This window comes from Clostridium sp. LXY-7, assembly GCF_056172015.1.
Window position 1 is genome coordinate 210,679 of sequence record NZ_JBLLJL010000001.1, and the last position, 25,206, is coordinate 235,884.

The 25,206-nt window shown below is 30.2% G+C and carries 23 protein-coding genes and 2 other annotated features; of the genes, 9 read left to right on the forward strand and 14 right to left on the reverse strand.

What is annotated here, in order from left to right; translation table 11 throughout:
- Positions 1-120: 120 nt before the first annotated feature.
- From ACI48Q_RS01105 to ACI48Q_RS01145, 9 genes are all read right to left on the reverse strand, one after another.
- Entirely contained in the window at positions 121-1,353 is a 1,233-nt protein-coding gene (locus tag ACI48Q_RS01105; RefSeq protein WP_474917200.1) for an AfsR/SARP family transcriptional regulator, read from the reverse strand.
- 30 nt (positions 1,354-1,383) lie between these two features.
- Positions 1,384-2,925, reverse strand: coding sequence for an amidohydrolase (locus ACI48Q_RS01110; protein WP_474917201.1), 1,542 nt, complete (start codon positions 2,923-2,925; stop codon positions 1,384-1,386).
- A 242-nt stretch (positions 2,926-3,167) separates the two neighbouring features.
- A complete protein-coding gene (locus ACI48Q_RS01115; protein ID WP_474917202.1) occupies positions 3,168-4,376 on the reverse strand; it encodes a M20 family metallopeptidase in 1,209 nt (402 codons plus the stop codon).
- Between the two features lie 17 nt (positions 4,377-4,393).
- Positions 4,394-5,830, reverse strand: coding sequence for a Na+/H+ antiporter NhaC (gene nhaC, locus ACI48Q_RS01120; protein WP_474917203.1), 1,437 nt, complete (start codon positions 5,828-5,830; stop codon positions 4,394-4,396).
- 277 nt (positions 5,831-6,107) lie between these two features.
- On the reverse strand, positions 6,108-6,812 hold the full coding sequence (locus tag ACI48Q_RS01125) for an ABC transporter ATP-binding protein (RefSeq protein WP_474917204.1): 705 nt from the start codon (positions 6,810-6,812) through the stop codon (positions 6,108-6,110).
- Positions 6,812-7,588 carry an ABC transporter ATP-binding protein gene (locus ACI48Q_RS01130; RefSeq protein ID WP_474917205.1) on the reverse strand — a complete coding sequence of 259 codons (777 nt, stop codon included), beginning with the start codon at positions 7,586-7,588 and terminating at the stop codon, positions 6,812-6,814. The genes ACI48Q_RS01125 and ACI48Q_RS01130 overlap by 1 nt, the downstream gene beginning before the upstream one ends.
- A complete protein-coding gene (locus ACI48Q_RS01135; protein ID WP_474917206.1) occupies positions 7,569-8,516 on the reverse strand; it encodes a branched-chain amino acid ABC transporter permease in 948 nt (315 codons plus the stop codon). The genes ACI48Q_RS01130 and ACI48Q_RS01135 overlap by 20 nt, the downstream gene beginning before the upstream one ends.
- Positions 8,517-8,526: 10 nt before the next feature.
- A complete protein-coding gene (locus ACI48Q_RS01140; RefSeq protein WP_474917207.1) occupies positions 8,527-9,411 on the reverse strand; it encodes a branched-chain amino acid ABC transporter permease in 885 nt (294 codons plus the stop codon).
- Between the two features lie 36 nt (positions 9,412-9,447).
- Positions 9,448-10,620 carry an ABC transporter substrate-binding protein gene (locus tag ACI48Q_RS01145; protein ID WP_474917208.1) on the reverse strand — a complete coding sequence of 391 codons (1,173 nt, stop codon included), beginning with the start codon at positions 10,618-10,620 and terminating at the stop codon, positions 9,448-9,450.
- 86 nt (positions 10,621-10,706) lie between these two features.
- Positions 10,707-10,938 (reverse strand) — a binding site (T-box leader).
- Between the two features lie 263 nt (positions 10,939-11,201).
- Positions 11,202-11,433, reverse strand: a binding site (T-box leader).
- A gap of 383 nt (positions 11,434-11,816) precedes the next feature.
- Here ACI48Q_RS01145 and ACI48Q_RS01150 point away from each other — a divergent pair.
- On the forward strand, positions 11,817-13,820 hold the full coding sequence (locus tag ACI48Q_RS01150; protein WP_474917209.1) for a S9 family peptidase: 2,004 nt from the start codon (positions 11,817-11,819) through the stop codon (positions 13,818-13,820).
- 172 nt (positions 13,821-13,992) lie between these two features.
- On the opposite strand, the gene ACI48Q_RS01155 is transcribed toward ACI48Q_RS01150, so the two are convergent.
- Complete coding sequence (locus tag ACI48Q_RS01155; protein WP_474917210.1) at positions 13,993-15,459, reverse strand: aminotransferase-like domain-containing protein; 1,467 nt, start codon at positions 15,457-15,459, stop codon at positions 13,993-13,995.
- A gap of 151 nt (positions 15,460-15,610) precedes the next feature.
- On the opposite strand from ACI48Q_RS01155, the gene ACI48Q_RS01160 reads away from it, so the two are divergent.
- Positions 15,611-16,237 (forward strand): LysE/ArgO family amino acid transporter, encoded by a 627-nt coding sequence (locus ACI48Q_RS01160; protein WP_474917211.1) that lies wholly within the window; start codon positions 15,611-15,613, stop codon positions 16,235-16,237.
- Positions 16,238-16,293: 56 nt separating this feature from the next.
- Here ACI48Q_RS01160 and ACI48Q_RS01165 read toward each other — a convergent pair whose 3' ends face one another.
- Both ACI48Q_RS01165 and ACI48Q_RS01170 read right to left on the reverse strand, forming a co-directional pair.
- Entirely contained in the window at positions 16,294-17,103 is an 810-nt protein-coding gene (locus ACI48Q_RS01165) for a cation diffusion facilitator family transporter (RefSeq protein ID WP_474917212.1), read from the reverse strand.
- Positions 17,104-17,500: 397 nt separating this feature from the next.
- Positions 17,501-17,785, reverse strand: coding sequence for a DUF4491 family protein (locus tag ACI48Q_RS01170; RefSeq protein ID WP_474917213.1), 285 nt, complete (start codon positions 17,783-17,785; stop codon positions 17,501-17,503).
- Between the two features lie 309 nt (positions 17,786-18,094).
- Here ACI48Q_RS01170 and ACI48Q_RS01175 point away from each other — a divergent pair, with 309 nt between their 5' ends.
- Positions 18,095-18,259 (forward strand): hypothetical protein, encoded by a 165-nt coding sequence (locus tag ACI48Q_RS01175; protein WP_474917214.1) that lies wholly within the window; start codon positions 18,095-18,097, stop codon positions 18,257-18,259.
- A 167-nt stretch (positions 18,260-18,426) separates the two neighbouring features.
- Positions 18,427-18,753 carry a rhodanese-like domain-containing protein gene (locus tag ACI48Q_RS01180; RefSeq protein ID WP_474917215.1) on the forward strand — a complete coding sequence of 109 codons (327 nt, stop codon included), beginning with the start codon at positions 18,427-18,429 and terminating at the stop codon, positions 18,751-18,753.
- Between the two features lie 462 nt (positions 18,754-19,215).
- On the opposite strand, the gene ACI48Q_RS01185 is transcribed toward ACI48Q_RS01180, so the two are convergent.
- Positions 19,216-19,989 carry a formate/nitrite transporter family protein gene (locus ACI48Q_RS01185; protein WP_474917216.1) on the reverse strand — a complete coding sequence of 258 codons (774 nt, stop codon included), beginning with the start codon at positions 19,987-19,989 and terminating at the stop codon, positions 19,216-19,218.
- A gap of 317 nt (positions 19,990-20,306) precedes the next feature.
- On the opposite strand from ACI48Q_RS01185, the gene dnaN reads away from it, so the two are divergent.
- From dnaN to ACI48Q_RS01210, 5 genes are all read left to right on the forward strand, one after another.
- Positions 20,307-21,416, forward strand: coding sequence for a DNA polymerase III subunit beta (dnaN, locus tag ACI48Q_RS01190; RefSeq protein WP_474917217.1), 1,110 nt, complete (start codon positions 20,307-20,309; stop codon positions 21,414-21,416).
- A gap of 8 nt (positions 21,417-21,424) precedes the next feature.
- The gene (locus tag ACI48Q_RS01195; RefSeq protein ID WP_474917218.1) at positions 21,425-21,610 is read left to right on the forward strand and encodes an aminoglycoside 6-adenylyltransferase; all 186 of its coding nucleotides are present in this window, start codon (positions 21,425-21,427) and stop codon (positions 21,608-21,610) included.
- An 87-nt stretch (positions 21,611-21,697) separates the two neighbouring features.
- The gene (locus tag ACI48Q_RS01200; RefSeq protein WP_474917219.1) at positions 21,698-22,459 is read left to right on the forward strand and encodes a stage II sporulation protein P; all 762 of its coding nucleotides are present in this window, start codon (positions 21,698-21,700) and stop codon (positions 22,457-22,459) included.
- 150 nt (positions 22,460-22,609) lie between these two features.
- Positions 22,610-23,164 carry a sigma-70 family RNA polymerase sigma factor gene (locus ACI48Q_RS01205; protein WP_474917220.1) on the forward strand — a complete coding sequence of 185 codons (555 nt, stop codon included), beginning with the start codon at positions 22,610-22,612 and terminating at the stop codon, positions 23,162-23,164.
- A gap of 4 nt (positions 23,165-23,168) precedes the next feature.
- Positions 23,169-24,197: a DUF4179 domain-containing protein gene (locus tag ACI48Q_RS01210; RefSeq protein ID WP_474917221.1), complete on the forward strand. Its 1,029-nt coding sequence runs from the start codon at positions 23,169-23,171 to the stop codon at positions 24,195-24,197.
- Between the two features lie 101 nt (positions 24,198-24,298).
- On the opposite strand, the gene ACI48Q_RS01215 is transcribed toward ACI48Q_RS01210, so the two are convergent.
- A complete protein-coding gene (locus ACI48Q_RS01215; RefSeq protein WP_474917222.1) occupies positions 24,299-25,162 on the reverse strand; it encodes a metallophosphoesterase in 864 nt (287 codons plus the stop codon).
- Between the last annotated feature and the right edge of the window lie 44 nt (positions 25,163-25,206).

Here is a 25,206-nt window from a genome sequence, read left to right on the forward strand (position 1 = left end):
GTACTTTTTATCAATAAATATAATATCATAGAATAATATGTAGATGTTTATAAATACATCTAAAGTACAATTCTTTATAGATTTATATGGAATGATAAATTAAAAAATACAGTTATTATACTAAGGAGAAAGTTTATCTCCATCTATAAAAATATGTATTTTACTGTTTGGGTTTTTAAAGATAAACAATTTTAGTAAATTATAGGATATAGTGTCAATATTTGCTATGTCATTTATAAATACATTAACAGGAAAAATATCTTCAACATGCAGAAATAATCTTTCTAGAGAAAAATAAATTCTATTTTCTTCGCCATGAGGAGTTAAATTATCGTGAATCCGTAAATCCTTATTAATTAATAGTATTTTACCTTGAATTCTTAATAAGTCCATTAAGATAAAGTTTTCTAAGGACTTCAAAGATTCAGGAGAATATATATCAATAATCTTATCTATAATACAAGAGATACAAAAGTATTTTATTTTATCAATAGGATAACAATTTATAACAATATCATTTCTATGAAAAGAGTTGGTTACAGAATTCTCAGAGGGTAATTTTATAGTTAAAGACTTCTTAGACTCCTTAGAGTTTAATATATTATGTTTTAAAATAGTTTCTTTATAAAATTTTGTCAGACCTTCACTTGGACGTATATTCAATTCCTCTCTAAGTATGTATTCACATTTTTCATATTCCCTTAGTGAAGCAAGAATATTACCAGCATTTAAATATTCTTTCATTAAAGCTAGATATATATCTTCCTTATAGGGATTAATTTTTAGTAATTCTTCTAACATAGAAATAGATTGTTCATGCATATTATTTTTGGAATACATGTTAGAAAGTGTAAATAGCAGTTGGCTATAACTTTTTTGATATTTTGCTCTTTCGAAAAAAATCCAATCATTAAAATCAGGACAATTTTTCAAATAGAATTCTTGAAGGAATTCACCTTTATAGAGGTTCTTACATTTTTCTAAGGTTAAGAGAGGATTCTCTACCTTAGAAAACTCTTTCATTAGGTAATCAAAATGTAAGACATCCACGGAATAATCAAAATTATGATTTATAGTACAGCTATCTTTAGAGCTAATAAAAAAATCCATATCCTTGGTATTAAATACTTTTCTTAGATTCCATAAGCTGTATCTAAGATTATATCTTGCATTTTCAATACTAGTATCATTCCAAAAGTAAGTAGAGAGCTTATCTCTAGTGAATTTTTTTCCCTTATTAGTACATAGAAAGCAAAGTAGACCTATGGCTTTGTTACTTAATTTATTTATAACAGAGACTCCATTAACTTCAATATCTACTTCTCCTAAAAGGTATATGTGAACGTTACTCAAAATTTATCACCTGCTAACTGAACAAAGGTTTTATCTAAGAAAATTTTCATAGAGAATATGTCCTTCTTTAATAGTGGCTACAATTTTTATATCCTTTATTTCTTCAGGATTAACTGTAAGGGGATTTTTATCTAGTACAACTAAGTCTGCAAGTTTACCTACATCTATGGAACCTTTTATTTTTTCTTCAAATACTGCATAGGCACTATTTATTGTAAAGAGTTTAATAGCATCTAATATACTAATGCTTTGTTTAGAATTTGGATGATTTGTAGCAGAATGAACACCTAATAGTGGATTGATTGGAGTTACATCACTGTCAGAACCTCCACATACCATAAGATTATAATCTAGCATAGTTTTATATGGATTTGTTTTATAAGTCCTATCTATACCTAGTCTTTTAGCATACATTTTATCTTGACCACCCCATAAATATTCATAGGTGGGTTGAACTGATGCGATTAGTCCTAATTTTTTAGCTCTTTTCACATGTTCTAAAGATGGAAGCTCAAAATGTTCTATGCGATGGCGAAGATTTTTATTAGGGTAAATACTATTAGCAAATTCATGAGCTGTAATTATCTGTTCTATTGCAAGTTCACCAATGGCATGAGTTCCAAGTTGAATATTATTTGCATAGCATTTTAATACAAAGGAATTTAATTCTTCTTGTGTATAATAAAGTACTCCAGATTTTGTACTATCATCGTTATAAGGATGGGCTAAGGCAGCAGTTCTAGAGCCGAAAGATCCATCTAAGAAAATACTTCCGCCAATTCTTTTTAAGTCTTTTTCTATAACTTTGTCTACATTTACAGTTTGATAAAATAAAACTATATCAATAGGATAATCATCTTTTGTATTATAAATAAATTCTGCATCCTTATCATGGAAGGTATATCCGCCCTCCATGGCATTAATAGTAGTAACACCTTTAGAAATAGCAGTTTTTAAAATATCATCAACAGCTGAAAGTCGAGTTTTATTGCTTATACTCTCCAGCATTTGTTTTCTAAAAAGAGCATTAGCAGTATAAGTCAATATGCCTGTAGGCACACCAGCATCATTTTTTAATACCCCCTCAATATTTAAAGGAATATTAAATTTAAGAAGTGCGAGAGAATTGATAATACTAGTATGATATTCAACTCTGTTTATAGAAACTGGATGATCAGGAGAAACTGTATCAATTTCATATCTATTGGGGAGTCGTTTTTCTAATAATTTTGTATCATCTATCCCTGTAGCTCTAACTAGGGTACCCTTTGGAATATTCAAACAATAATTCTTAATCAAGGAGAGTATTTCATCCAAAGATTTGGCATTACTTAAATCTAAGCTAATGGAATTTAATCCAGTTTGGACTAAATGCACATGGCTATCATAAAAGCCTGGAAGTACAGTTTTGCCTTTTAAATCAATAAGCTCTGTTGAATCATCCACTATATTTAAATAATCTTGGTTAAACCCCAAGTGAGTTATTATCCTATTTTTAATCCCAATCCAATGAAGAATTTTACCCACAGGAAAGGTTAAGATATTTCCATTATATAAAATTAAATCTACCATATTAATAACCTCGAATTTTTATTATATATAACCTATACTATATAATTAAGTATTACAAATCATATATTTACATTGTAACATATAAACTCATTAATATAGTTTAAATTTATGATGTGTTTTAAGCAAAGTGTAACCTATGGTTAACGGTATTTAAATAAATTACTTCACAATTTATTTAAGAAATAATTAAAACAACATAAAGTTTAAATCTCCTCTTTGAAAACTAAAGAGGAGATTTAAGGTTAATTACATAATAGATTACATAGATAGTTATAAATGCACAGAGCTGTTTCCACTACTGTATCTATTTCAACATATTCATTGCAAGTATGATAATTATCACCATTTGGTCCGAATATTATTGTAGGAACATTTAATCTAGAACCGATATAATTAAAATCGCCTATACTTTTAAAATAATCCACAGTACATTGTTTATTAGACACCTTTTCAACAGTTTTTATAAATTTATCAACGTATTCATTATTTTTATCCACAGTATAAGGAAGAAAACCTTTGGTATCCTCACTAGGAGATTCTCTAAAAGAGAATTCAATTGAAGAGGATATATTAGCTCTTCTTACAGCCTGAAAAAGTTCGTTTTTTACATAATCTGAATCCTCTCCTCTTACTACATGACGAAATACTGTAAAGGATGCAGTATCTGGAACACTACAAGCTTCATCTTTACTATTAATATTAAGTATGCATATAGAACCTTTACCTAAGTTTTTATCTTCTATAAGAGTAGATTTTTCTAATTCAATAATTACTTTTGCACAATCTACAGCAGCATTAATGCCTTTTTCAGGGTTAGCTGCATGAGAAGATTTTCCTTTTAGGGTTACAGTGTAATTAAAACCACCTCTAGCACCTAAACAAACACAAGGGAAAGGTTTTTTGCAAAAGCCACTACTAGGCTCAGTTACTATAGCTACATCTACATTATCTACAATACCATCCTTTATCACAGCATCTGTACCAAGTCCATAGGGTCCTTCTTCATCAGAAACAATAGAATATATAATTTCTCCATTAAAATCGCCATTAAGATTTTTAAAGGCTTCTAAGGCAAGCATTATAGCTGAAACTCCAGATTTCATATCAAGGGCACCAATACCATAGAGTTTATTGCTATGAATCTCAGCGGTGAAAGGAGGCGTGACCCATCCCTCACACTGATTTACAGTATCTATATGACCATTTAAATAGATTTTAGGCCCAGGTTTTTTCCCTTTTAAAGTCCCTATAACATTTACTCCATGAAAGTTAGTTACTTTCTTTTCACTATAATAGTGAAACTTAGGATCTAATCCACGATTATTTAACCATAGATGAACTGTATCCATGATTTTTTCCTCATGGAAGTAAGGACTAGGTATATTTACAAGGGTAGTTAAAAGATCAATAACATTCTCTTCATTTATATAGTCTATCATAGTTTTTTTCATAGGTATCTCCTTAACAATTATACAGATTTATTTTCATAAGAACTTGAAGATTTAATATCTCCTTCTTTAAATACAAACTTATTAGTAAAAGCAAATAAAATAGTAATCAAAGGACAAAGTAATGCTAAAAATACATAAGGAATGTATTCAAGGGTTGCAACACCTAACACTCCTGAGAAATATACACCACATAATCCCCAAGGAACTAATGGGGAAGTCACTGTTGCAGAATCTTCACAGGTCCTTGAACAAACTTGAGGAAGAATTCTTAATTTTTTATAAGCAGGTATAAGCATCCTTCCAGGAATTATAATAGCTATATATTGACTTGCAGAGAATAAATTAACTGCAATAGATGAAATTACATGAGTTGTGATAAGTCCACCTTGAGTATTAACTAAAGAAGACATTTTTTCTAAAAGCACATCAAGGATTTTAGTTTTTTCTAATAATCCTCCAAAACTTATACCAATAAACCCTAGAGAAATTGTCCACATCATACTTTGAAGTCCTCCTCTACTGAGAAGACTATCTATTTCTGTAACACCAGTAGCAGAAACGAATCCATCATTCATGAATCCAAGCATGTCTCCAAAATTAAAACCTTGAAAAACTACTGCGAAAAATAGTCCTACCATAGAAGCTATAACCATTACAGCAAGTCCAGAAACTTTTTTAAGGGCTAGAATTACTACTATAACTGGTGGAATTAGCATCAAAGGATTTAAATTAAAATTATCCTTTAAACCATTAAGTATAATATCTATTTGAGAAGTATCTATAGCACCACTCTTGAATTTTAGACCTATAATTGCATATAGACCTAGAGATATTATAAAGGCAGGTCCAGTGGTATAACACATAGATTTTACATGATCAAAGAGATTGGCTTCTGCAACTCCTGCGGCTAAATTTGTTGAATCAGATAAAGGAGACATTTTATCTCCGAAAATAGAACCAGAAATTACAGCTCCTGCTGTTAATGCAGGTGGAATATTAAGCCCCATACCTATTCCCATAAAGGCAACACCAAAGGTAGCTCCAGTTGTATAGCTACTACCAGTAGATACAGAAGCAATTGAGCAAACTAAAGCAGCAGTAAAAAGAAAGAAAGTTGGTGATATTAATTTTAATCCATAGTAAATTAGAGTTGGTATAGTACCAGCGGCAATCCATGTAGAAATAAGTACTCCAACTAACATAAGTATAAGCATAGGAACTAAGGCAATATTACAACCATATACAATACCATCCTCAATATCCTGCCAAGTAAAGCCAGATAACAAAGCTACAATGGCAGCAACAGAAGTTACTATGATAAGTGTGATATGCGTAGCATAAGCCTGTTTAAATACAAAAATTTGAAGACACATAGCAACACATAAAAAAAGAATTATAAATAGTGCGGCTCCAAAGCTAGGTCTTTTTTCTTTAGAATTAGTAGAAGTTTCCATTTTCATATCCCCCTTTAAAATTCAGTAGTGTAAAACAATAATTAAAAAATTTCTATAAAAAATTATTTACTACACTAACTTATTTAATTACATGATAATAGAGGTATGTTTATTTTACTGTTGGATATAGTGTTTTAAAAAATAAATAATTAACAAAGGGTTAGTTTAAATATTATGAAAAATCAAACAAAGCTATGGATAGGTAAATATCCATAGCTCAAATCAAACAGTATTTTAAACTATTCTTTAATGAATTGTAAATAAACATGATATATAGCTATGCTCCAAGATAAGCACTTTTTATACTATCATCATTAAGAAGTTCTTCAGCACTTCCATCTAATTCTATCACTCCATGTTGTATTACATAAGCTCTATGAGCAATCTTAAGTGCCATGGTGGCATTTTGTTCAATAAGCAAAATAGTAGTACCTGCTTTGTTTATTTCCTTTATAATAGAAAAGATTTGTTTAACTATTAGAGGGGCAAGCCCCATAGAAGGTTCATCTAGAAGTAAAAGCTCAGGCCTGGACATTAGGGCACGGCCCATAGCCAGCATTTGCTGCTCTCCTCCAGATAAGGTTCCTGCCATTTGATTTCTTCGCTCTGAAATTATAGGAAAGGTATTAAATATTTTTTCATAATCCTTTTTAACTTCAGACGTATCCTTCCTTGAGTATGCACCCATTTCAAGATTTTCCATAACAGACATGTTTTTAAAAATTCTTCTGCCTTCTGGTACATGAGCAATTCCAAGAGAAATTAATTCATGAGCAGCTACCTTGCTTATATTTTTACCTTCTAACAATACCTCACCACTAGTGGGAGTTAAGGTACCAGAAATAGTTTTAAGGGTAGTTGATTTACCTGCCCCGTTGGCACCAATTAAGGTAACAATTTCTCCGCGATTTACCTTCAGATTTATTCCTTGAAGTGCATGAATTGCACCATAGTGTACATTTATATTAATTAGTTCTAGCATTATTCTTCTTCACCTCCAAGATAAGCTTTTATAACTACAGGATTATTTTTTATTTCTTCAGGAGTTCCATTTGCAATCATTTCACCATGATCAAGAACATAAATTTTATTACATACAGTCATTACAAGAGACATATCATGCTCAATAAGTATAATGGTTATATCAAATTTTTCTTTTATCCATTTAATAAGTTCTGTTAACTCATTGGTTTCATTAGGATTCATTCCAGCAGCAGGCTCATCTAGTAGTATAAATTTTGGCTTTGAAGCTAATGCTCTAGCTATTTCTAATCTTCGCTGCTCTCCATAGGGGAGATTTTTAGCTAGTTCATCTTTTTTATCTAAAAGATTGAATACTTCTAGTAATTCATCAACAGTATTATCTGATTTGATTTCCTCCTTATAATAAGAAGGAGTTCTAAATAGAGAGGATAAAAGGTTATATTTCACATTCTTATGAAAGCCTATTTTTACATTTTCACCCACAGTCATATTGCCAAATAATCTTATATTTTGAAAGGTTCGTGACACACCTGCACTGGCAATGTCAAAGGGCTTCATATTTTTTATAGAGATTTCTTTATTAAATTTATAGTAAATTCCTCCTTCAGAGGGATTATATATTCCAGTAAGTAAATTAAAAAGAGTGGTTTTACCAGCACCATTTGGGCCAATAAGACCTACGATTTCGCCATGTTTTATATCCATATTTACTCCATTTAATGCCTTAACTCCTCCAAAATATCTACATAAGTTATTAACTTTTAATGCGGACATTTTTACCCACTCCTTTCTTAAATAATTTAAATTCATAATTGCCCATTATACCTTGAGGGCGATAAACCATTATTAAGAATAGTATTAATGAATAGATTACCATTCTTAATTCAGGTATGCTTTGTAGTGATATTGAAATAATAGAAAGGGCAATAGCTCCAACAATGGAACCAGTTATGCTTCCCATGCCACCAAATACTACAATAACCAGTATATCTATGGATTTCATAAATCCAAAGGCATCTGGTGTTATAAAACTTAGATAACCAGAATATAATGCTCCAGCAATTCCAGCAAAAAATGCACCTAAAGAAAAAGACAAAACCTTATAAAAAGTTGTATTGATCCCCATAGCTTCTGCAGCAATTTCATCTTCACGGACAGAAATACAGGCTCTACCACTTTTAGAATTAATAAAGTTATTTATTATAATTATGGTAGCTACAACCATAAAAAACAGCCATGACCAATTGGTGTAGAGAGGTATATAATTAAATCCGCTAGCACCACCTACATATTCAGTGTTAAGTAATAGGGTCTTTACGATTTCTCCAAAACCCAAGGTAGCTATAGCAAGATAATCACCCTTTAATCTCAAAGTTGGGATACCAATTAAAATTCCAGCTAGTGCTGCACAGATAGCACCAGATAAAATTCCAACTCCAAAAGGCATACCAAAATTTGAAGTCATTATAGCTGAGGCATAAGCTCCAATTGCCATAAAAGCTGCATGTCCTAGTGAAAACTGTCCAGTAAATCCAGTAATAAGATTAAGGCTTACGGCAAGAATTATATTTATAGCTAGTGGTGCAATATTCATAAAAGTATAGGCATCAATAATTTGAGTTGCTGTAAATATTTGCCCAAGAACATATACGAAAATTATGATTACTGTCCAAGTTATATTTTTTTTATTAAATATGCTCATATTATCCCTCCTATACTTTCTCTTTAGAGCTTTTACCTAAAAAGCCATTAGGTTTTATTAAAAGAATTAATATTAAAATTGCAAAAGCAACAGCATCCTTATATAGTGAGCCACCATAGGCACTAACCACAGTTTCAGTCATACCTAGAAAATATCCACCAAACATTGCACCAGGAATAACTCCAATTCCACCAATTACTGCGGCTACAAAGGCTTTAAGTCCAGGAATAACTCCCATAAGAGGATTTATAGAGTTATAATACACACCAACTAATACTCCAGCAGCCCCAGCTAAGGCCGAACCTATGGCAAAGGTAAAGGATATGGTTTTATTTATACTAATTCCCATATAAGTTGCAGCTTCTCTATCCATAGCAACGGCTCTCATAGCTTTTCCCATCTTGGTTCTATGTATAATATATTGAAGTATTATCATTAAAACTACAGTTGTAAGAACAATCCATATTTCAGTAGTATTTAAAAATATATTTCCATTAAAAAGCTCTATGTTTTTATTAGGAAGTACTTGAGGAAAAGCTCTGGATTCAGGCTTAACAAAATACATTGTTCCATATTCTATGAATAAGGATACGCTTATAGCTGTTATTAAAGCTGCTATTCTTGAAGATTTTCTAATAGGCTTATAAGCGACTCTTTCAATTAATACTCCAATTAAGGCACATGCTATCATAGAAACTACTAGAGCTGGTAAAAAGCTAAGTTTAAAGAAAGTTATTAGCGCAAAACCTATAAATGCTCCTAACATATATACATCACCATGAGCAAAATTAATAAGATTTATGATTCCATAAACCATGGTATATCCTAAGGCAATTAATGCATAAATACTTCCAAGAGATAATCCATTTATTAATTGTTGAATAAGTTGTTCCAAATTCTTCACATCCTTTTATATAATGTAGTTAAATTATTATTTTTGAGGGGCCAATTTCTTTAAGAAGGTTGGTTGTCCATCTTTCATTTCAAGTATAGTTATTGTTTTAAGTGGAGTATGTTTATCATCCATAGAAAAGCTTCCAGTAACACCCTCAAAATCTTCAGTTGAGGCAAGAGCATTTTTTAACTTTTCAGGATTGTCTTCACCAGCTCTTGTTAGTGAATCTGCTAAGAAGTAAGCTAAGTCATAACCTAAGGCATTAAAGGCATCCGGCTCTTTATTGTATTTAGCTTTGAAAGCCTCTTTAAATTTAACAACCGATGGAGTGTCATCCTTTGAAGAATAGTGATTTGTATAGAACACATCCTTTAAGGCAGTGACTCCTGCTAAATCTGCAAGTTTTGGTGAGTCAAATCCATCACCACCAAGGATTGGCACATTAAGACCTAGGTCTCTAGCTTGTTTTATAATTAATCCGGCTTCTTCATAGTAACCTGGAACATATAACACATCAGGATTAGAAGCTTTTATTTTAGTTAAGACTGCTTTAAAGTCAGTTTGTTTAGCTGCATAGGCCTCTTCTGTTACGATAGTTCTGCCCTTTGAAGTGAAGGTTTCTTTAAAGTTTTTAGATAATCCCTTACTATAATCACTACCTGTATCTATAAGTACTGCAGCGTTTTTCTTACTAAGATCACCAGCAGCAAATTCTGCCATAATAACTCCTTGGAAGGAATCACTAAAACAAGTTTTAAAAACATAATCTAATACATTACCGTTTTTATCCAAAGTAGTATCATCTGCGGTAGCAGAGGCTGATATTAATGGAACCTTATTGGCAACAGCGGCAGTAGCAGCAGCTTTTGTATTACCAGAGGTAGCTGGTCCTAATATTGCTACTACCTTATCTTTAGTTGCTAGCTTTGTGGATAGGTTAGCTGCTTCAGCATTTTCTGATTTATTATCAACTTTAACGGCTTCTAGTTGTTTACCAAGGACTCCACCGTTTTTATTTATTTCTTCAAGAGCAAGTTCTATTCCGCCAATAAGACCTTGACCATAGGTTGCAACTTGTCCAGATAATTCATAGTTTAAACCTACTTTTATGGAATTTGAATTTACTGATGTACCTGAGCTATTTCCACAACCTACAAATACTCCTGTTACAAATAATGTTGCTAAAAATACTGATAATTTTTTTCTCATTTTTTCCATCTCCTTAAAATTTAAATTTGTATTTTCATTTAATTAATAAGATATATAAAAAAATCTCTATATGTATTATAAATACATATAGAGGTGCTTTAGCACTGTACCACTCTAATTCACCAACATCTCACGATACTAGCCTTTCTAGGTTCTAACAAACCCTAGTTTTTTAACGCAACTACACGTTATAGCTTACTAATGTTCAGCTATACAACTCAAAAGTGATTTATTACTATCGGCTTAATCAGGTTCTCAGCTACCCCTGTTCTCTGTAATTAAACAATAAATAGAACTTTTCTTTATCATCGTTGTTAATCCTATATTAAATTGTTTTTATATACATTTATGGTAATTTTTAATAACTTGTTCATAATAATATCATGAGTTTTTTTCGCTGTCAACTAAAAATTTAATTTAATTTTATATAGTTACAACTATGAATTTCTGAGTATGAATTTTAAATTTAGAAAATAAATTTTTCATAACTTTATATAAATTCAATGAGTTTTACTATAATTTCTATAAACTTAAACATTAATTATTGATATAAAAAAACCTCTATACGTATTACAAATACATATAGAGGTGCTTAAACACTGTACCACTCTAATTTACTAATACCTCACGATACTAGCCTCTCTAGGTTCTAAGAAACCCTGGTTTTTTAACGCAACCACACGTTATAGCTTACTAATGTTCAGCTATACAACTCAAAAGTGATTTATTACTATCGGCTTAATCAGGTTCTCAGCTACCCCTGTTCTCTGTAATTAAACAATAAATAGAACTTTTCTTTATCATCGTTGTTGATTCTATATTACATTGTTTTATTGGTAAATATATCAATCTCAATAACTTTTTAATAATATTATCATGAGTTAATTTATATGTCAACTAAAATTTTAATATATTGAAAAAAATTTAGATATAGTATGGATAATTTATATATTTAAAGAGCTAAAGCCTTAAAAGTTATCTCTATATTAAATGCATTGAGAGTAATACTATGTAGTTTATTATTAATACTATATTAAAATAATTAATCATAACAATGAAAGTAAAGTAGAATTAAATGTATGGTGGGTATATAATTATATTATAAATTTTCTAAATATTAAGACTTAGGCATATTCAAGAATACACCAGTATAATGATTAGTATTTTCTGCATGCCTTAATAGGGGGGAATAAGATATGAGAAATATTCAACTTGATGACTTTATAAAGTATAAGTTTCTTTCATCCTTTACTTTTTCACCTAAGGGAGACAATGGATGCTTTATAGTTTCGGAATGTAATGTTGAGGACAACAGCTACAATTCTAATTTGTGGATTTATAACGCAAATAGTGATAAATATCATCAACTTACTTCTTTTAATAAGGAAAGTAAATATATATGGCTTCAAGATAATGAAACTATAATGTTTCCAGCAACTAGAGATAACAAGGATAAGAAGGCTCTTGAAGAAGGAACAGAGTTTACTCAATTTTATAAAATAAATATACATGGCGGAGAAGCAATTAAAGCATTTAAGATTCCTAAAGTTGTGGTTTCTATGTTTGAAATAAATGAGAATGTTTTTTTGTTTACAGCTCTTCATCAAGTAGGAAAAAAGGATATATCAAAGCTTTCAAAAGAGGAAAAAGTTAAGGAGTTAGAGATAAGAAAAGAAGAAAAGGATTATGAGATATTAGACGAAATTCCTTTCTGGAGCAATGGTGAAGGCTTTATAAATAAAAAGAGAGTTGGTTTATACAAATATACGGTAAGCACAGGAGAGGTAACCCCTATAACAGAAGAATATACTTCAGTAGGAATAATAAATCTTAATTCTTATAAAGATAAAGTGGTATTTACTGCAAGTTCATATAAGGACAAGGCTCCTTTAAATGATATTCTTTATATTTATGATATTAATGATAATAATTTAACTAATTTAAATGAAGGAGAGGTTTTTTCTTATGGATATATCAATTTTATAGATGATAGTACATTAATTACTATTGGAAGTGATATGAAGGAATATGGAATAAATGAAGATGGTAAATTTTACTTAATAGACATAGCTACTAAGAAAAAGATTCTATTAACTGGTGATTTTGATAAAAGTGTTTGGAATTCTGTAGGATCAGATTGTAGGTATGGTGGCGGAAAATCAATGGTAAGAGATGGAGAGTATATATATTTCATCACTACAGAAATTGATAGCTCTTATATAAACAGAATAGACATAAATGGAAATATAGAAAGAATAAGTTGTCAGAAAGGCTTTGTAGATTGTTATGATGTAAAAGATGGGAACATTATTCTTGTGGCTTTAAGGGAACAGAAGCTTCAAGAATTATACAAATTACATGATGGAAGAGAAGAGCAGATGACGTGTTTTAATCAATGGATACAAGAAGAATTTAAGATATCAAAACCTAAAAAACTTATTTTTGAAACAATTCCAGGAATAGATATTGAAGGTTGGGTGCTTAAACCCGTTGATTTTGATGAGAATAAAAAATATCCAGCGATACTAGATATACATGGGGGTCCTAAAACTATTTATGGAGAGGTATTCTATCATGAAATGCAATTCTGGGCTAGTAAGGGATACTTTGTATTCTTCTGCAATCCTAGGGGAAGTGATGGTCATGGAAGGGCTTTTGCAGACATTAGAGGAAAATATGGTACCATAGACTACGATGATATTATGAGATTCACTGATGAAGTTTTAAAGAAATATACAAATATTGATTCTTCTAATATAGGGTTAACTGGAGGGTCCTATGGAGGCTTTATGACCAATTGGATAATAGGTCATACTGATAGATTTAAAGCAGCAGCTTCACAGAGAAGTATTTCAAATTGGATTTCCAAGTTTTGTACCACTGATATAGGCTATTATTTTGTAGACGATCAAAATACAGCTACTCCTTGGGGAGATGTAGAGAAACTATGGTTCCATTCTCCACTAAAATATGCTGATAGAGTTAAAACTCCAACACTATTTATACACTCAGAAGAGGATTATAGATGTTGGCTTGCAGAAGGATTACAGATGTTTACTGCGCTAAAATATCATGGAATAGAAGCTAGACTTTGTATGTTTAGAGGAGAAAACCATGAACTTAGTAGAAGTGGTAAACCAAAGCATAGAATAAGAAGACTTACAGAGATAACTAATTGGTTTGAAGAACATTTAAAGTAGATTTTTAGATAATGGCAATGGTAGGTTGCAGGGAATAGCTTTGTAGGGAAGTGTTCACTAGTGAACAAAGTGAGTACTTCTCTATCGAAGCTATTCCCTGGCAAACTTAATTCTCTACGCTTACGGCGTACTTCTCTGCAGACTATAGTTATCATTCTTTAATCACTTGTTTTTAAATCTTATTAATCAATTCTGAGAGTTTTTTCAATCCTGTTACCAAATCTTCATGAGAAGCATAGGAATAAGATATACGAATACATTGATTTTTGGAAAAGTCATAGATGTTTCCAGGATGTATTAATAGTTTTTCTCTTGCAGCTAAATTAAATAATTTATCAATAGAGATATTTTTATTTAATTTTAACCAAATATAATATCCACCTTTGGGAATACTCCAAGTGGCAATATCACTATAATAATCCTTTAAGATTTGTAAGGTTAAATCTCTTCTGTTTTTTAGATTGTATCTAAATGTATTTAGATGTTCTTCGTATAGCCCACTAGATATCCATTCTAAAAGAGTCCATTGAGAAATTGAACTTGCACCATAATCCATTTGCATTTTCACATCTCCTAGACGCTCAACTACAGACTCAGGACCTACTAGCCATCCTAATCGAAACCCTGGTGCTAAAGTTTTTGATATAGTTCCCATATATATAACTGAGCCATTTTTATCACAGGCTTTTAATGGCAGAGGAGGAGTTTCATCTATCCATAATTCCATATAAGCATCATCTTCTATTATAGGTACTCTATTCTTTTTGCTCCAATCTAAGACGTCAATACGTCTCTCTTTACTCATAACAATACCTGTAGGGTTGTGAAAAGTTGGTATAGTATATAAAAGAGATTTATCTATGGGGTAGTCTTTTTTATCATTCATCCAAGGTACTACGCCATACTTGTCCATAGGAAGACCCTTAAGGTTTATTCCCATAGATTGAAATACATGCAATGATTTTAAATAAGATGGAGATTCGACAAAAACTGTTGAACCAGCCGGAAGCATACACATAGACATAAGTTGCAAAGCTTGAAGTGATCCAGAAACTATCAATATACAAGAAGGTGGAACGTCGATACCATACTTAGTAAGATACTTACTCAAAGTTTGTCTTAGTTCAAAAAGTCCCAAAGGACCTAGATAATTAAGAGAATAGGCTCTGTCAGGCACCTTTTGTAGAACTTTTTTCATCATATCGTGAGGAAATAAATCTGGGGCCATCTCTCCAGTACTTAAGCGAATAATATCTTTAACATATTGTAGTTTATTTATCTTTTGGATGGTGGGGAAGTTAGCAATATGTATTCCAGAATCTATATAACTTTGCCAATTTGGTGGGGGAGTTGACATAAATTGTGACCAAGTATTATTTATTATTGTTGTGCCTTGTCCATGATTACCTTCTATTATACCTAGAGAGGTCAATTCATTTAAAGCTTCAGCTACTGTACTTCTATTTACATTAAATAATTTTGCAAGTTCACGTTGAGAAGGAAGCTTACGACCAACACCCCAGTGTCCTTCGAAAATCTTATTACTTATATAGTCAACAATTTGCCTGTAAATAGGAATCTTACTGAATTTGTTTGGTTTCCAATCTATATTTATAATCTCACTTGTTGAATTTATCATAGCTTTTCCTCCTAATGAAAATAACATATGTACTTCTCCACATAATTATAGATTTGGATGGGGAGAATTTCAATGGTTGGATGGGGAAATGATGAATAAATTTTATTATAATGAGGTTAGTAGATTCAATGATAGGGAATGGGGGATTTTTATGTTTAAGTATTTATTTCAAGGATTACTATTAGGTTTTGCCTATGTGGCACCCATAGGAAATCAAAATTTATATGTCATAAATGCAGCTACAGGAAAAAGTAAATTAAAAGCTTATCAGGTTGCATTAATTACAATTTTGTTTGATATTTCACTTGCTATATCATGTTTTTTGGGTATAGGACTATTGGTTGATAAGTTTCCTATATTAAAAGGTGCAATATTATTTTTAGGAAGTGCTGCTGTGATTTACATAGGAATTGGATTAATTAGAGCTAGCTCCAAGGTACAAGATACTAAAGGGGAAGATAAGAGCATACTTGGGATTATTGGTACTTGTTTTGCTGTTACATGGCTAAATCCACAAGCTATAATTGATGGATCATTATTGTTAGGAGGAATTCGAACTTCATTACCAGCAGATATGGCTAAATATTTTATCATAGGTGTATGTTTAGCATCATTCACATGGTTTGCTACATTAACAACTATAGTATCAATACTTTCTAATAAATTTTATGATAAAATTAATAATGCAATAAAATGGATAAATATAATATGTGGAAGTATAATAATTTTCTATGGATTAAAGTTAGCATATTCCTTTATTCAATTTATAATGTTGTAAATTAAATAATATTAGAGCTGTAGATAAAATTACCTACAGCTCTAATATTATTTATTCTATAGTGCCCATTTTCTATCACCAGTAAAGGACACATTTAACCATTTATTGTATTTAAGGTGATTCATTTCTTTAGATAGTTTTTCTCTTAAATAATCCATTTGATCTAAATCATGTAAATCTGTTTCATCATTATAAATAAAATCAATTTCTATCCTTAAAGCTCTTCCAACCTTTGAGACCCTTGTTATAGAGTCCTCGAAGTTATATTCTTTTTCTATCTCTTTAACTAAAATACTGATATCTTCATTAATAGTATCATCAGCTTTCACACATAGAACTTCTTTAAAACTACTTATAAAGGTTTTAATTGGAAGTATTAGGAATGCTGTAGAAGATATTATAACCATTAGTGGATCTATATATTTGTTCATATGATTAAAGTTAGTGTTACTAAGTATAGCTACTGTTATAAACCCAACTAATACCGCAGCACTTAATACTGTATCCATAAGCCATTGAGTACTCTCAGCCTTTAATAATTCTGAAGAAAGGCTCTTTCCTTTTCTTTTAATATGGAAGTAAACAACTCCACTACCTACAGTTGAGATAACGGCATATATAAGTGCTACTCCATATTGAACATCGTTTCCGCCAGCAATAACATTTCCTATTGCTCCTATTAGAGAATATATGCATATGATAGCTATAACAAGAGATTTAAAGGCTACCACCATTGGCTCTAATATATGTTTACCAAAAGGGAATTTTTCTTCATTATCTTTTCTATTAATATAGTTACTAATATATAAAGACATAGCTGATAAAAGCAAACTGATAAAAGAGTACATTCCATCAAACAGAATCATCTCCGAACCTATAGTTCAGCCCCATGCAATACCTAGTAGAGCAAAAAACAATGCTCCGTACACTGACAACTTTAACATTTTATTTTCCAATTTCATGATTTCACCTCTTATATTTTTAAAACACTTAATATATTATCATTATATGCCTTTTAGAGATTTTTCTGAATGATTATAACACTCACAATTTGTTACTAATATGGGGTTCCTCTAATTGGGAAAATAATGAAAAGACATAAAAGTACCTAAAAATATGTGAAAAAGTACGTAAACTTAATATTTATTTATGAAATTATTAATAAATTGTATCAAGAAATTATTTTACAATATTATAATTTGGATAAAATCCATTTACTATAGAGTATTAATTTTTAATATTGCACTTATTTAATGATAACTATTATTTTTTATTTGTATTCTTAGGAAACCATCCTCTCTTTACTCGTTCCTCCTGCTCTATAATTTCATGGATACTCCAAAGGCATGAGAACCCCGTTACACCTAATATGGATGACAATGTGGTTTCATCAATATATAAAGATATAGCTATAAAAATAATTCCAAGAAGTAAAAATATAGGCCATATTTTCTTACCGAAGTAGTATTCTCCTTTAATTACTATAGGATGAAAAACCCCAATAATAACAAAAGCAGCAAGTCCAATAAAAATTCCATTAAAATTCAATTTAATCCCCCCTGTAGCCTGCATTATATCAATATGATACCATATAAAGGTAAACTATTGTCAAAACTATATTAATATATAATATTTTAGGTTCTGTTTTAAATGGTTGCTAATTTTAGAACTACATATTATTGCGAAATGGTTTGTTAGCAATAATATATAGTTCATTATCAGCACTATATTAAAATAAAGCCATATTTTAATATATATCTACAATAATTAATTAAAATACATGGATTGAAGAATTTATAATTTGATATTATTCTGTTAAATAATCATAATAGAAAGTATAGAAGTGGAGGAATTTATATGATACAAATCTTAGTTATATCTCTTATAGTTATTTTCTCAACAAGTTTTATGCTTTATAGGGTAAAAAACGATACTTCAAAAATTCTCAGCATAGTATTATCTTTTATCGGGATTTTGGATTTTATTACTATGGTAGTTTTAATACTTATTTTTAAAGAGTGATTTTATTATGGAGAAGGATGAAATAATAGATATTTGATTAGAATTATGAAGATCTTTCACAAGCTTACAATATTTAGATGAAATATAGACAGACTAAGAAAATAATTGTACATAAGATAATAACTTATTATAATTGACTTAATATAGTTTAAGTGAGGTAAAGAGTTATGAATAACATAAAATCTATAAATAATAAACAGGCTGAAAAACTAATTGAGGAAAAGAGTGAATTATTAATCATAGATGTTAGAAGAGTTAACGAATTCAAGGAAAATAGAATTCCAAATGCAATAAATATTCCTGTAGAGGAATTAGAAGGAGAGATTGAGGAATTAGAAGAATATAAGGATAAACCAATTCTTGTTTATTGTGAGGCTGGAGTAAGAAGTAGTGTGGCTTGTAGCCTAATGGAAGAGGAAGGATTTAATAGACTTTATAATCTAAGAGGTGGAATATTAGATTTTACAGGAGTTATAGAGGAAAAGGAGAGCTAATTTACTGGTAAATATCATATATTGATATCATATACATAGGTTTGAAGATTACTATATGGATATAATTAGAAGACTTTTCAAAGTGTCTTAAGGCCAAGTCAGCAATATAGATCTATAGAATTAGAAAAAAGCACTGGATTTTTACTGGTGGCTTTAATTATATGTATAAGTTACAATAATAAAACTACATAATACAAATAGACATTCTTATAATTTATTTAAGTTGAACTTTATATTATTGATGTGAATACCATTTGCAGGAACATTAGATTTACTTTCATAGAGCTTTAGTAAATCAAGGTTTCGAAACGGTTGAACAGTAATAATATAAAGTTCTAATTAATCTAATTTTCATAATATAGTCTATTTATATAATGTAGAAACTTAATTGAAACTTATATACATTAATAAGCCTGATTTAAAACATCTATTAGATAATCTGCGTAGTGAATCAATATTTTTTTAATTCACTTTATTTTTTGAAATCAAATAATAGGGAAGTGCTAGAAATAATATGCCACCAACCATATTACCTAAGGTTACAAAAAATAAATTGTACGCATATCCTAACACACTTACCGTAGTTGGATGTGGTGTAAATAAACCTATTGCAAGTAAAGTCATATTAGCTACACTATGTTCAAAACCAGTGGTGATAAACATAAATAAACACCAGAAGATCATTATTAATTTTGAAGATTCTTCTTTACATCTAAAGCTACACCATACCGCTAGACAAACTAAAATATTACAAAATATAGCTCTAAAGAATAGTTCTGAAGGTGGTAAAGTCATTTTTGTAGCTGAGGTATTTACTATAAAGTCTCCAACGGGACCCTTTGAAAGTCCTGATAAGAAAAACATATAAGCAACTAGTATTGAACCAGCTAAGTTACCACTAAAACTAGCTATCCAAATTTTTAATGCATCCATTAAAGATACTGATTTATTTAAATATCCTGCCGCCATGGTAAAATTATTACCGGTGAATAGTTCAGAGCCAGCAAATATTACCAAGCTTAAAGCTCCACCAAAGGATAATCCCATGGCAATTTTAGTTAAAGGTGAATTAGAGGAATTTAATAATCCACCGATTGTAAAAATAAGCATAACAGCAAGTCCAACAAAAGCACCAGCTAACATTGAGCTAATGAAGTAGCCAAGCTTATTATTTTTCAATAATTCTACTTTGCTTTTAGCAGCTATGGCTACTTTACCAAAATCTTCATTAAACATAAATAACGCCTCCACAGTATAAGGTTAAATACCTTGCATATATTGTTATTATAATAACAATCAATAAAGGGATACTGTGATATTTATCACGATTTATCAAATAATTCTGAAATCTATGTAGAAAAACTTAAAATGATACTGCAAATTTATAAGAATAAGTAAGAGAAGTGAAGCTATTCAATGTAAAAAATAAGCATAAAAGTATATTATTTAAATATAAGTTGATATAATCACTATATAAGTTATGAGATATTCATAAATTATTATTGGTGGAAATTATACTGGACAAGCTATCAAATGAGGGGGATATAGATAAAATGAAGTTTACTGTAGATAAAAATATTTTTCTTGGTGCTATACGAACTACTCAAAAAGTTACAGGGATAAAATTGGCAACTAATTTGTTAAATTGTATTTTGATAAGAGCTAAAAATAATAAAATTATTTTAACAGGTGGAGAGAAAAATTTATGTATTGAAACTACTATTGAGGCAAAGGTATATGAAGAGGGGTGCATAGTTGTTGATTCTAAAATCTTTGGAGATATAATAAGAAGATCTTCAGAGGAGATCATTGGTATAAATAAAATAGACCATAAATACATACAAATAATTTGTAAAAAAGATATAGCAAATATTGTATATATGGATGAAGGTATTTTTCCGCAAATACCACAAATTGAAGAAAATAACGTATTTTCACTACCTCAAAGTATGGTGAAAAATATGATTAGAGGCACTAGCTTTGCTTCGAGTCAAGAATATTATAGGCCAACATTTTTAGGCGTATTATTTGATTTCAAAAATGGTAGATTTAATATGGTAGCTTTAGATGGGGTTAGAGCAGCGATTTCTTATAATTATATTGAAAATGATACTGAATTTAGTGCTGTTATACCTACAAAGGCGGTAAATGAAATAGAAAAAATTTTGCAGTGGGAAGATGAGGCTGTAAATATTACTTTCACTAAGAATCACCTATTGGTTAAATGTGGACAAACTAAAATTATATCAACATTGATAAATGGAGATTTAGGACGATATGAATCATATATTCCTAAGGAACATAAATTGAGTATTATAGTTGAAAGAGAGACTTTTCTTAATGATTTAGAAAGAGCATCAATTATTGGCAAGGAAGGGAATTTAAGTACAGTAATATTAGACATACAAGAGGACACTATGGCTATAATTGCTAATTCACAGTTAGGGAATAGTAGAAGTGAATTAGATATAGTATCTAAGGGAGTGCCGATAAAAATTAAATTTAATTCTAAATATCTTATTGAAGCCATTAATACCTTAGAAGAGGATGAGATTATATTAGAATTTACGAATAATTGCTCGGTATGTCTTATAAAAAATAAAAGTTTGGATAATCAGATTCATATAATATCTCCAGTGAGGATGGAGCAAATAGAGGGATAACATGCGAAGTGAAAAAAATCATGGATTTGATAATAGATACAGCTAAAAATGATGATATTTGGATTAAATTATTTAAAATGTGTGAGTTCTTCCATGAGATATATTTAAAAGCAGCAGAGTATTTTAATTTTGAATATTGCAAAGGTGAGTCAGAGAATATAATGAGATATTTAAAGGAATTGCAGAAGGATTAATATACTCTAATACTTAGTATAGGAGATTTATCAGTAATAAATCCTTTCTAATTTGAATATAAATCTATAGAAAGGAAGTGTACAGTAATGAAGAATACTCGTAAGAATATTGTCATTGCAATCTCCGTTTTCGCTTTATGTACAGCATTCGGTTATACATACTCAGAGTTAAGAGATAAGCAAAATACTGGAACTAGAATAAATACTTTAATGAAAAACCTTTCTGATAATGTGGATAATTTAACAACTCTACCAAATGAAAGAGAAACTCTTAAAACTATTGAGGATACAAAATCATTAGCACCTTTTTCATCTGATATAGTTATCTATAATACTCATTCACATGAAGCATATCCATCTGGGCTCAATGTCACTGATGTAGCCTCATCAATCAATGATAAACTTGTTAGTGAGGGGTTAAATAGTCAATTTATTAAGTATATTCAGCCAACAACTTATGAAAAGGCATATGAAACAACACGAGAATTAATAGAATCAAAGGTAAAAGGCTATGAAAACTCTATTTTATTAGACATTCATAGGGATACCTCTAATGCACCTCAAAGTGATACTAAAAAGATTATGTTAGTAGTTGCAAAGGAGAATCTACACTATGATGAAAATAATAGATTTGCAAATGAACTATTACAGGAGATATTAAAATCCAGTAATGTTGAAGCATCAATTTTCTATTTCAATAAAGGAATTAATTTCTTCAATCAAGATTTATCCAACAGATCTGTTTTAATTGAGTTAGGTAATGATAAATCCAGTGATAATGATATTGAAGAATGTATGAATGCGCTTGTAGTAGCATTAAAAAATATTCAAATCAATGAATCAAATTAAAGGAATTAAAATAAGACCTCTACATGAAAATAATGTAGAGGTTTAATTTTTTTAAAAAGAATTTCTATTTCTGATAGAATTAACCTTAATAGAAACGAAGTATATAGTGTAAGGGTTAAAAACAAGCTTGTTTAAGAAAAGGAGTAAAAAATGAGAATTTCTGATAGAAACTTCATAAATCAACTGAGGATGAAAAATGAAGAAGCCTTAGAGTACCTTCTAGACAACTATGGATGGATTATTAAGGCTACAGTAAGGAAACATTTGTATGGTTTAGAAAATCACCAAGAGGAATGTATAAATGACATACTTTTAGCTGTTTGGAATAACATAAACAGCTTTGATGAAGGTAGAAGTGAATTTAAGAACTGGTTAGCTGGCGTTGCAAAATATAAATCCGTTGACTATAAGAGAAGATATTTAAAGAATTCACAGTATGACAATATAGAAGATTTAAATATCAGTGTAGAGGATTCAGTTCATAAGGAAATTATCGAAAAGGAGCTAAATCAAGATTTAGAACAGTTATTAAATTGCTTAAAGAAAGAGGATAGAGAGCTTTTTCTTAAATTATATGTAGAAGAGAAAGATATGGACGAGGTAAGTAAGGAAACAGGACTTAAAAAAGATGTAATTTACAATAGACTATCTAGAGGAAAAATGAAAATGAGAAGATTATTTAAAATAGTAGAAAGTAGAGGATAGCATTATGGAAAAGAATATATATGATATGTTAAACGATAACTCAATAAATCTAGAAGAATTAGAAAAAGAAGGCTTTAATGATATTGAAAAGAGAAGAATTAAAAATAAATTCAAGAAAACTATTCATAAAAATAAGAGTAGAAAAAACAAGGGTGTTGCAGTAGCTGTGGCTGCAGGGGTACTAGCAGTGACTTTGTTTGGAACAAATATTGGAAACGAAGCAGTAGCAAACATAAGATTAATGATGTTTGATATAGGGAATTACCTAGGTACTAATAAGAATTTAGCAGATTATAAAACTGTAGTTGATAAGGCAATAACTAAAGATGGAGTAACAATTCAATTAAATGAAGTTATCTTAGATAAGGATGAATTAATTGTTTCTACAACTTTAAAATCAGATACTAAGTTAGGAGAAGCAGGGTCTATAAGTACAACGGGAGATGTTTATATAAATGGTAAGGATATGTCTAGTGTAGCAGGTGGTTCAGCTAAGCAAATAGATGATTATACCGTAGAGAGTGTAATGTTCTATGGATTAGATGAAGAGGTTTCAAAAGGAGATTTAAATATAAAGATAAAATATGAAAATGCATATATTGACATTGAGAGAGAGGGAAAAAGAAAAGGACCATGGATATTTGAATTTAAAACTAATGGGGATCAGTTATCACTAGACACCATAGAGAGCGATATAGATTATGATTTTAAATTAGAGAATGGCAATAAAATAGTATTAGAAAAATATACTAGCAATGACATAGGACAAAAGATTTATTATTCAATAGAAGGAAAAGGAAAGTCATATGATATTAAATTAATAGGGAAAGATAATTTAGATAATGATGTTACATTTTATAGTAGCAGTCAAGTTGATGGAAAAGGAATAATGAAAGAGAGTGCAAAAATTTCAGAAGATGCGAAAACTTTAACCCTTACTCCTTATGCAGTAGCTTTTCCAGAAAGTAGTGGAAGAATGAGTAACGACTTTAAACAAGTAGGAGAGGAATTCACTATTGAAATAAGTAAGTAAAATCAATTTTATGCTCCCTGTGGACAGGGATATTTTAAGGGTAGCAGTCTCAACTAAGACTGCTATCCTTTATTTGTAGGATTGTGCTTATAATATTGAGGTTACTCTTTCTTTAATGTAACTACTATAATTTCTGGTCTGTTAAATATTCTAACAGGAATGACACTGTTTCCCAATCCACGGCTCACTATCTCAGTTGTATTCCCTTTATGGTAGGTACCACTTGTGTACTTAGGAAACAATCCTTGGTCTGGTGCCACCAATCCCCCTATGAAGGGGATTCTAAATTGCCCCCCGTGAGCATGACCAGTAAAAACTAAGTCAATATTATTTTCAGCATATATATGGATTAGTTCTGGTCTGTGAGAAAGTAAAATTTTAAAAGAGGAGCTATTATCATCTGCAAGAGATTTTAGCCTTTCTCCCACTTCATATTGACCATCATTGTATAAATAATCAGAGGATAAAAATTCTAGGTCTGCAATTCCAAGCAGCTGAAAATTAGATTCTCCAATTAAAATCTCAGCTTTTGAATTATCCAAAACTGAAACCCCTGATTCTAATAAATCTTGCTTAAATTCATCGTATATTCCTGACCATGCCTCATGGTTACCAGAAACATAATAGACAGGTGCAATTTCTACTGCACCATCAATAAATTTCATTGCCATATCTAAATTTGTATCTTTGCTATCAATCAGATCCCCAGTTACAACAATCATATTAGGCTGGGTTTCTCTCAGTTTTTCAAGCAGCTTTTTTTGTTCATTACCAAATTGTTTGTTATGTAAATCGGAAATCTGCACAATTTTGTAATCATTGAAAGCATCAGATATTTTGTCACTTGAATATATAATATTAGTTATCACAATATCATTATTTTGCCAAAAGCAAAAAAGAATGATTCCAATTATGGAAATCATAAGTATAAAAAACACCTTATATTTTTTCGACTTTAGCTTCATAAGGCACCTCCACTAATCTATAAATAACCGAATTGTCTATTTAA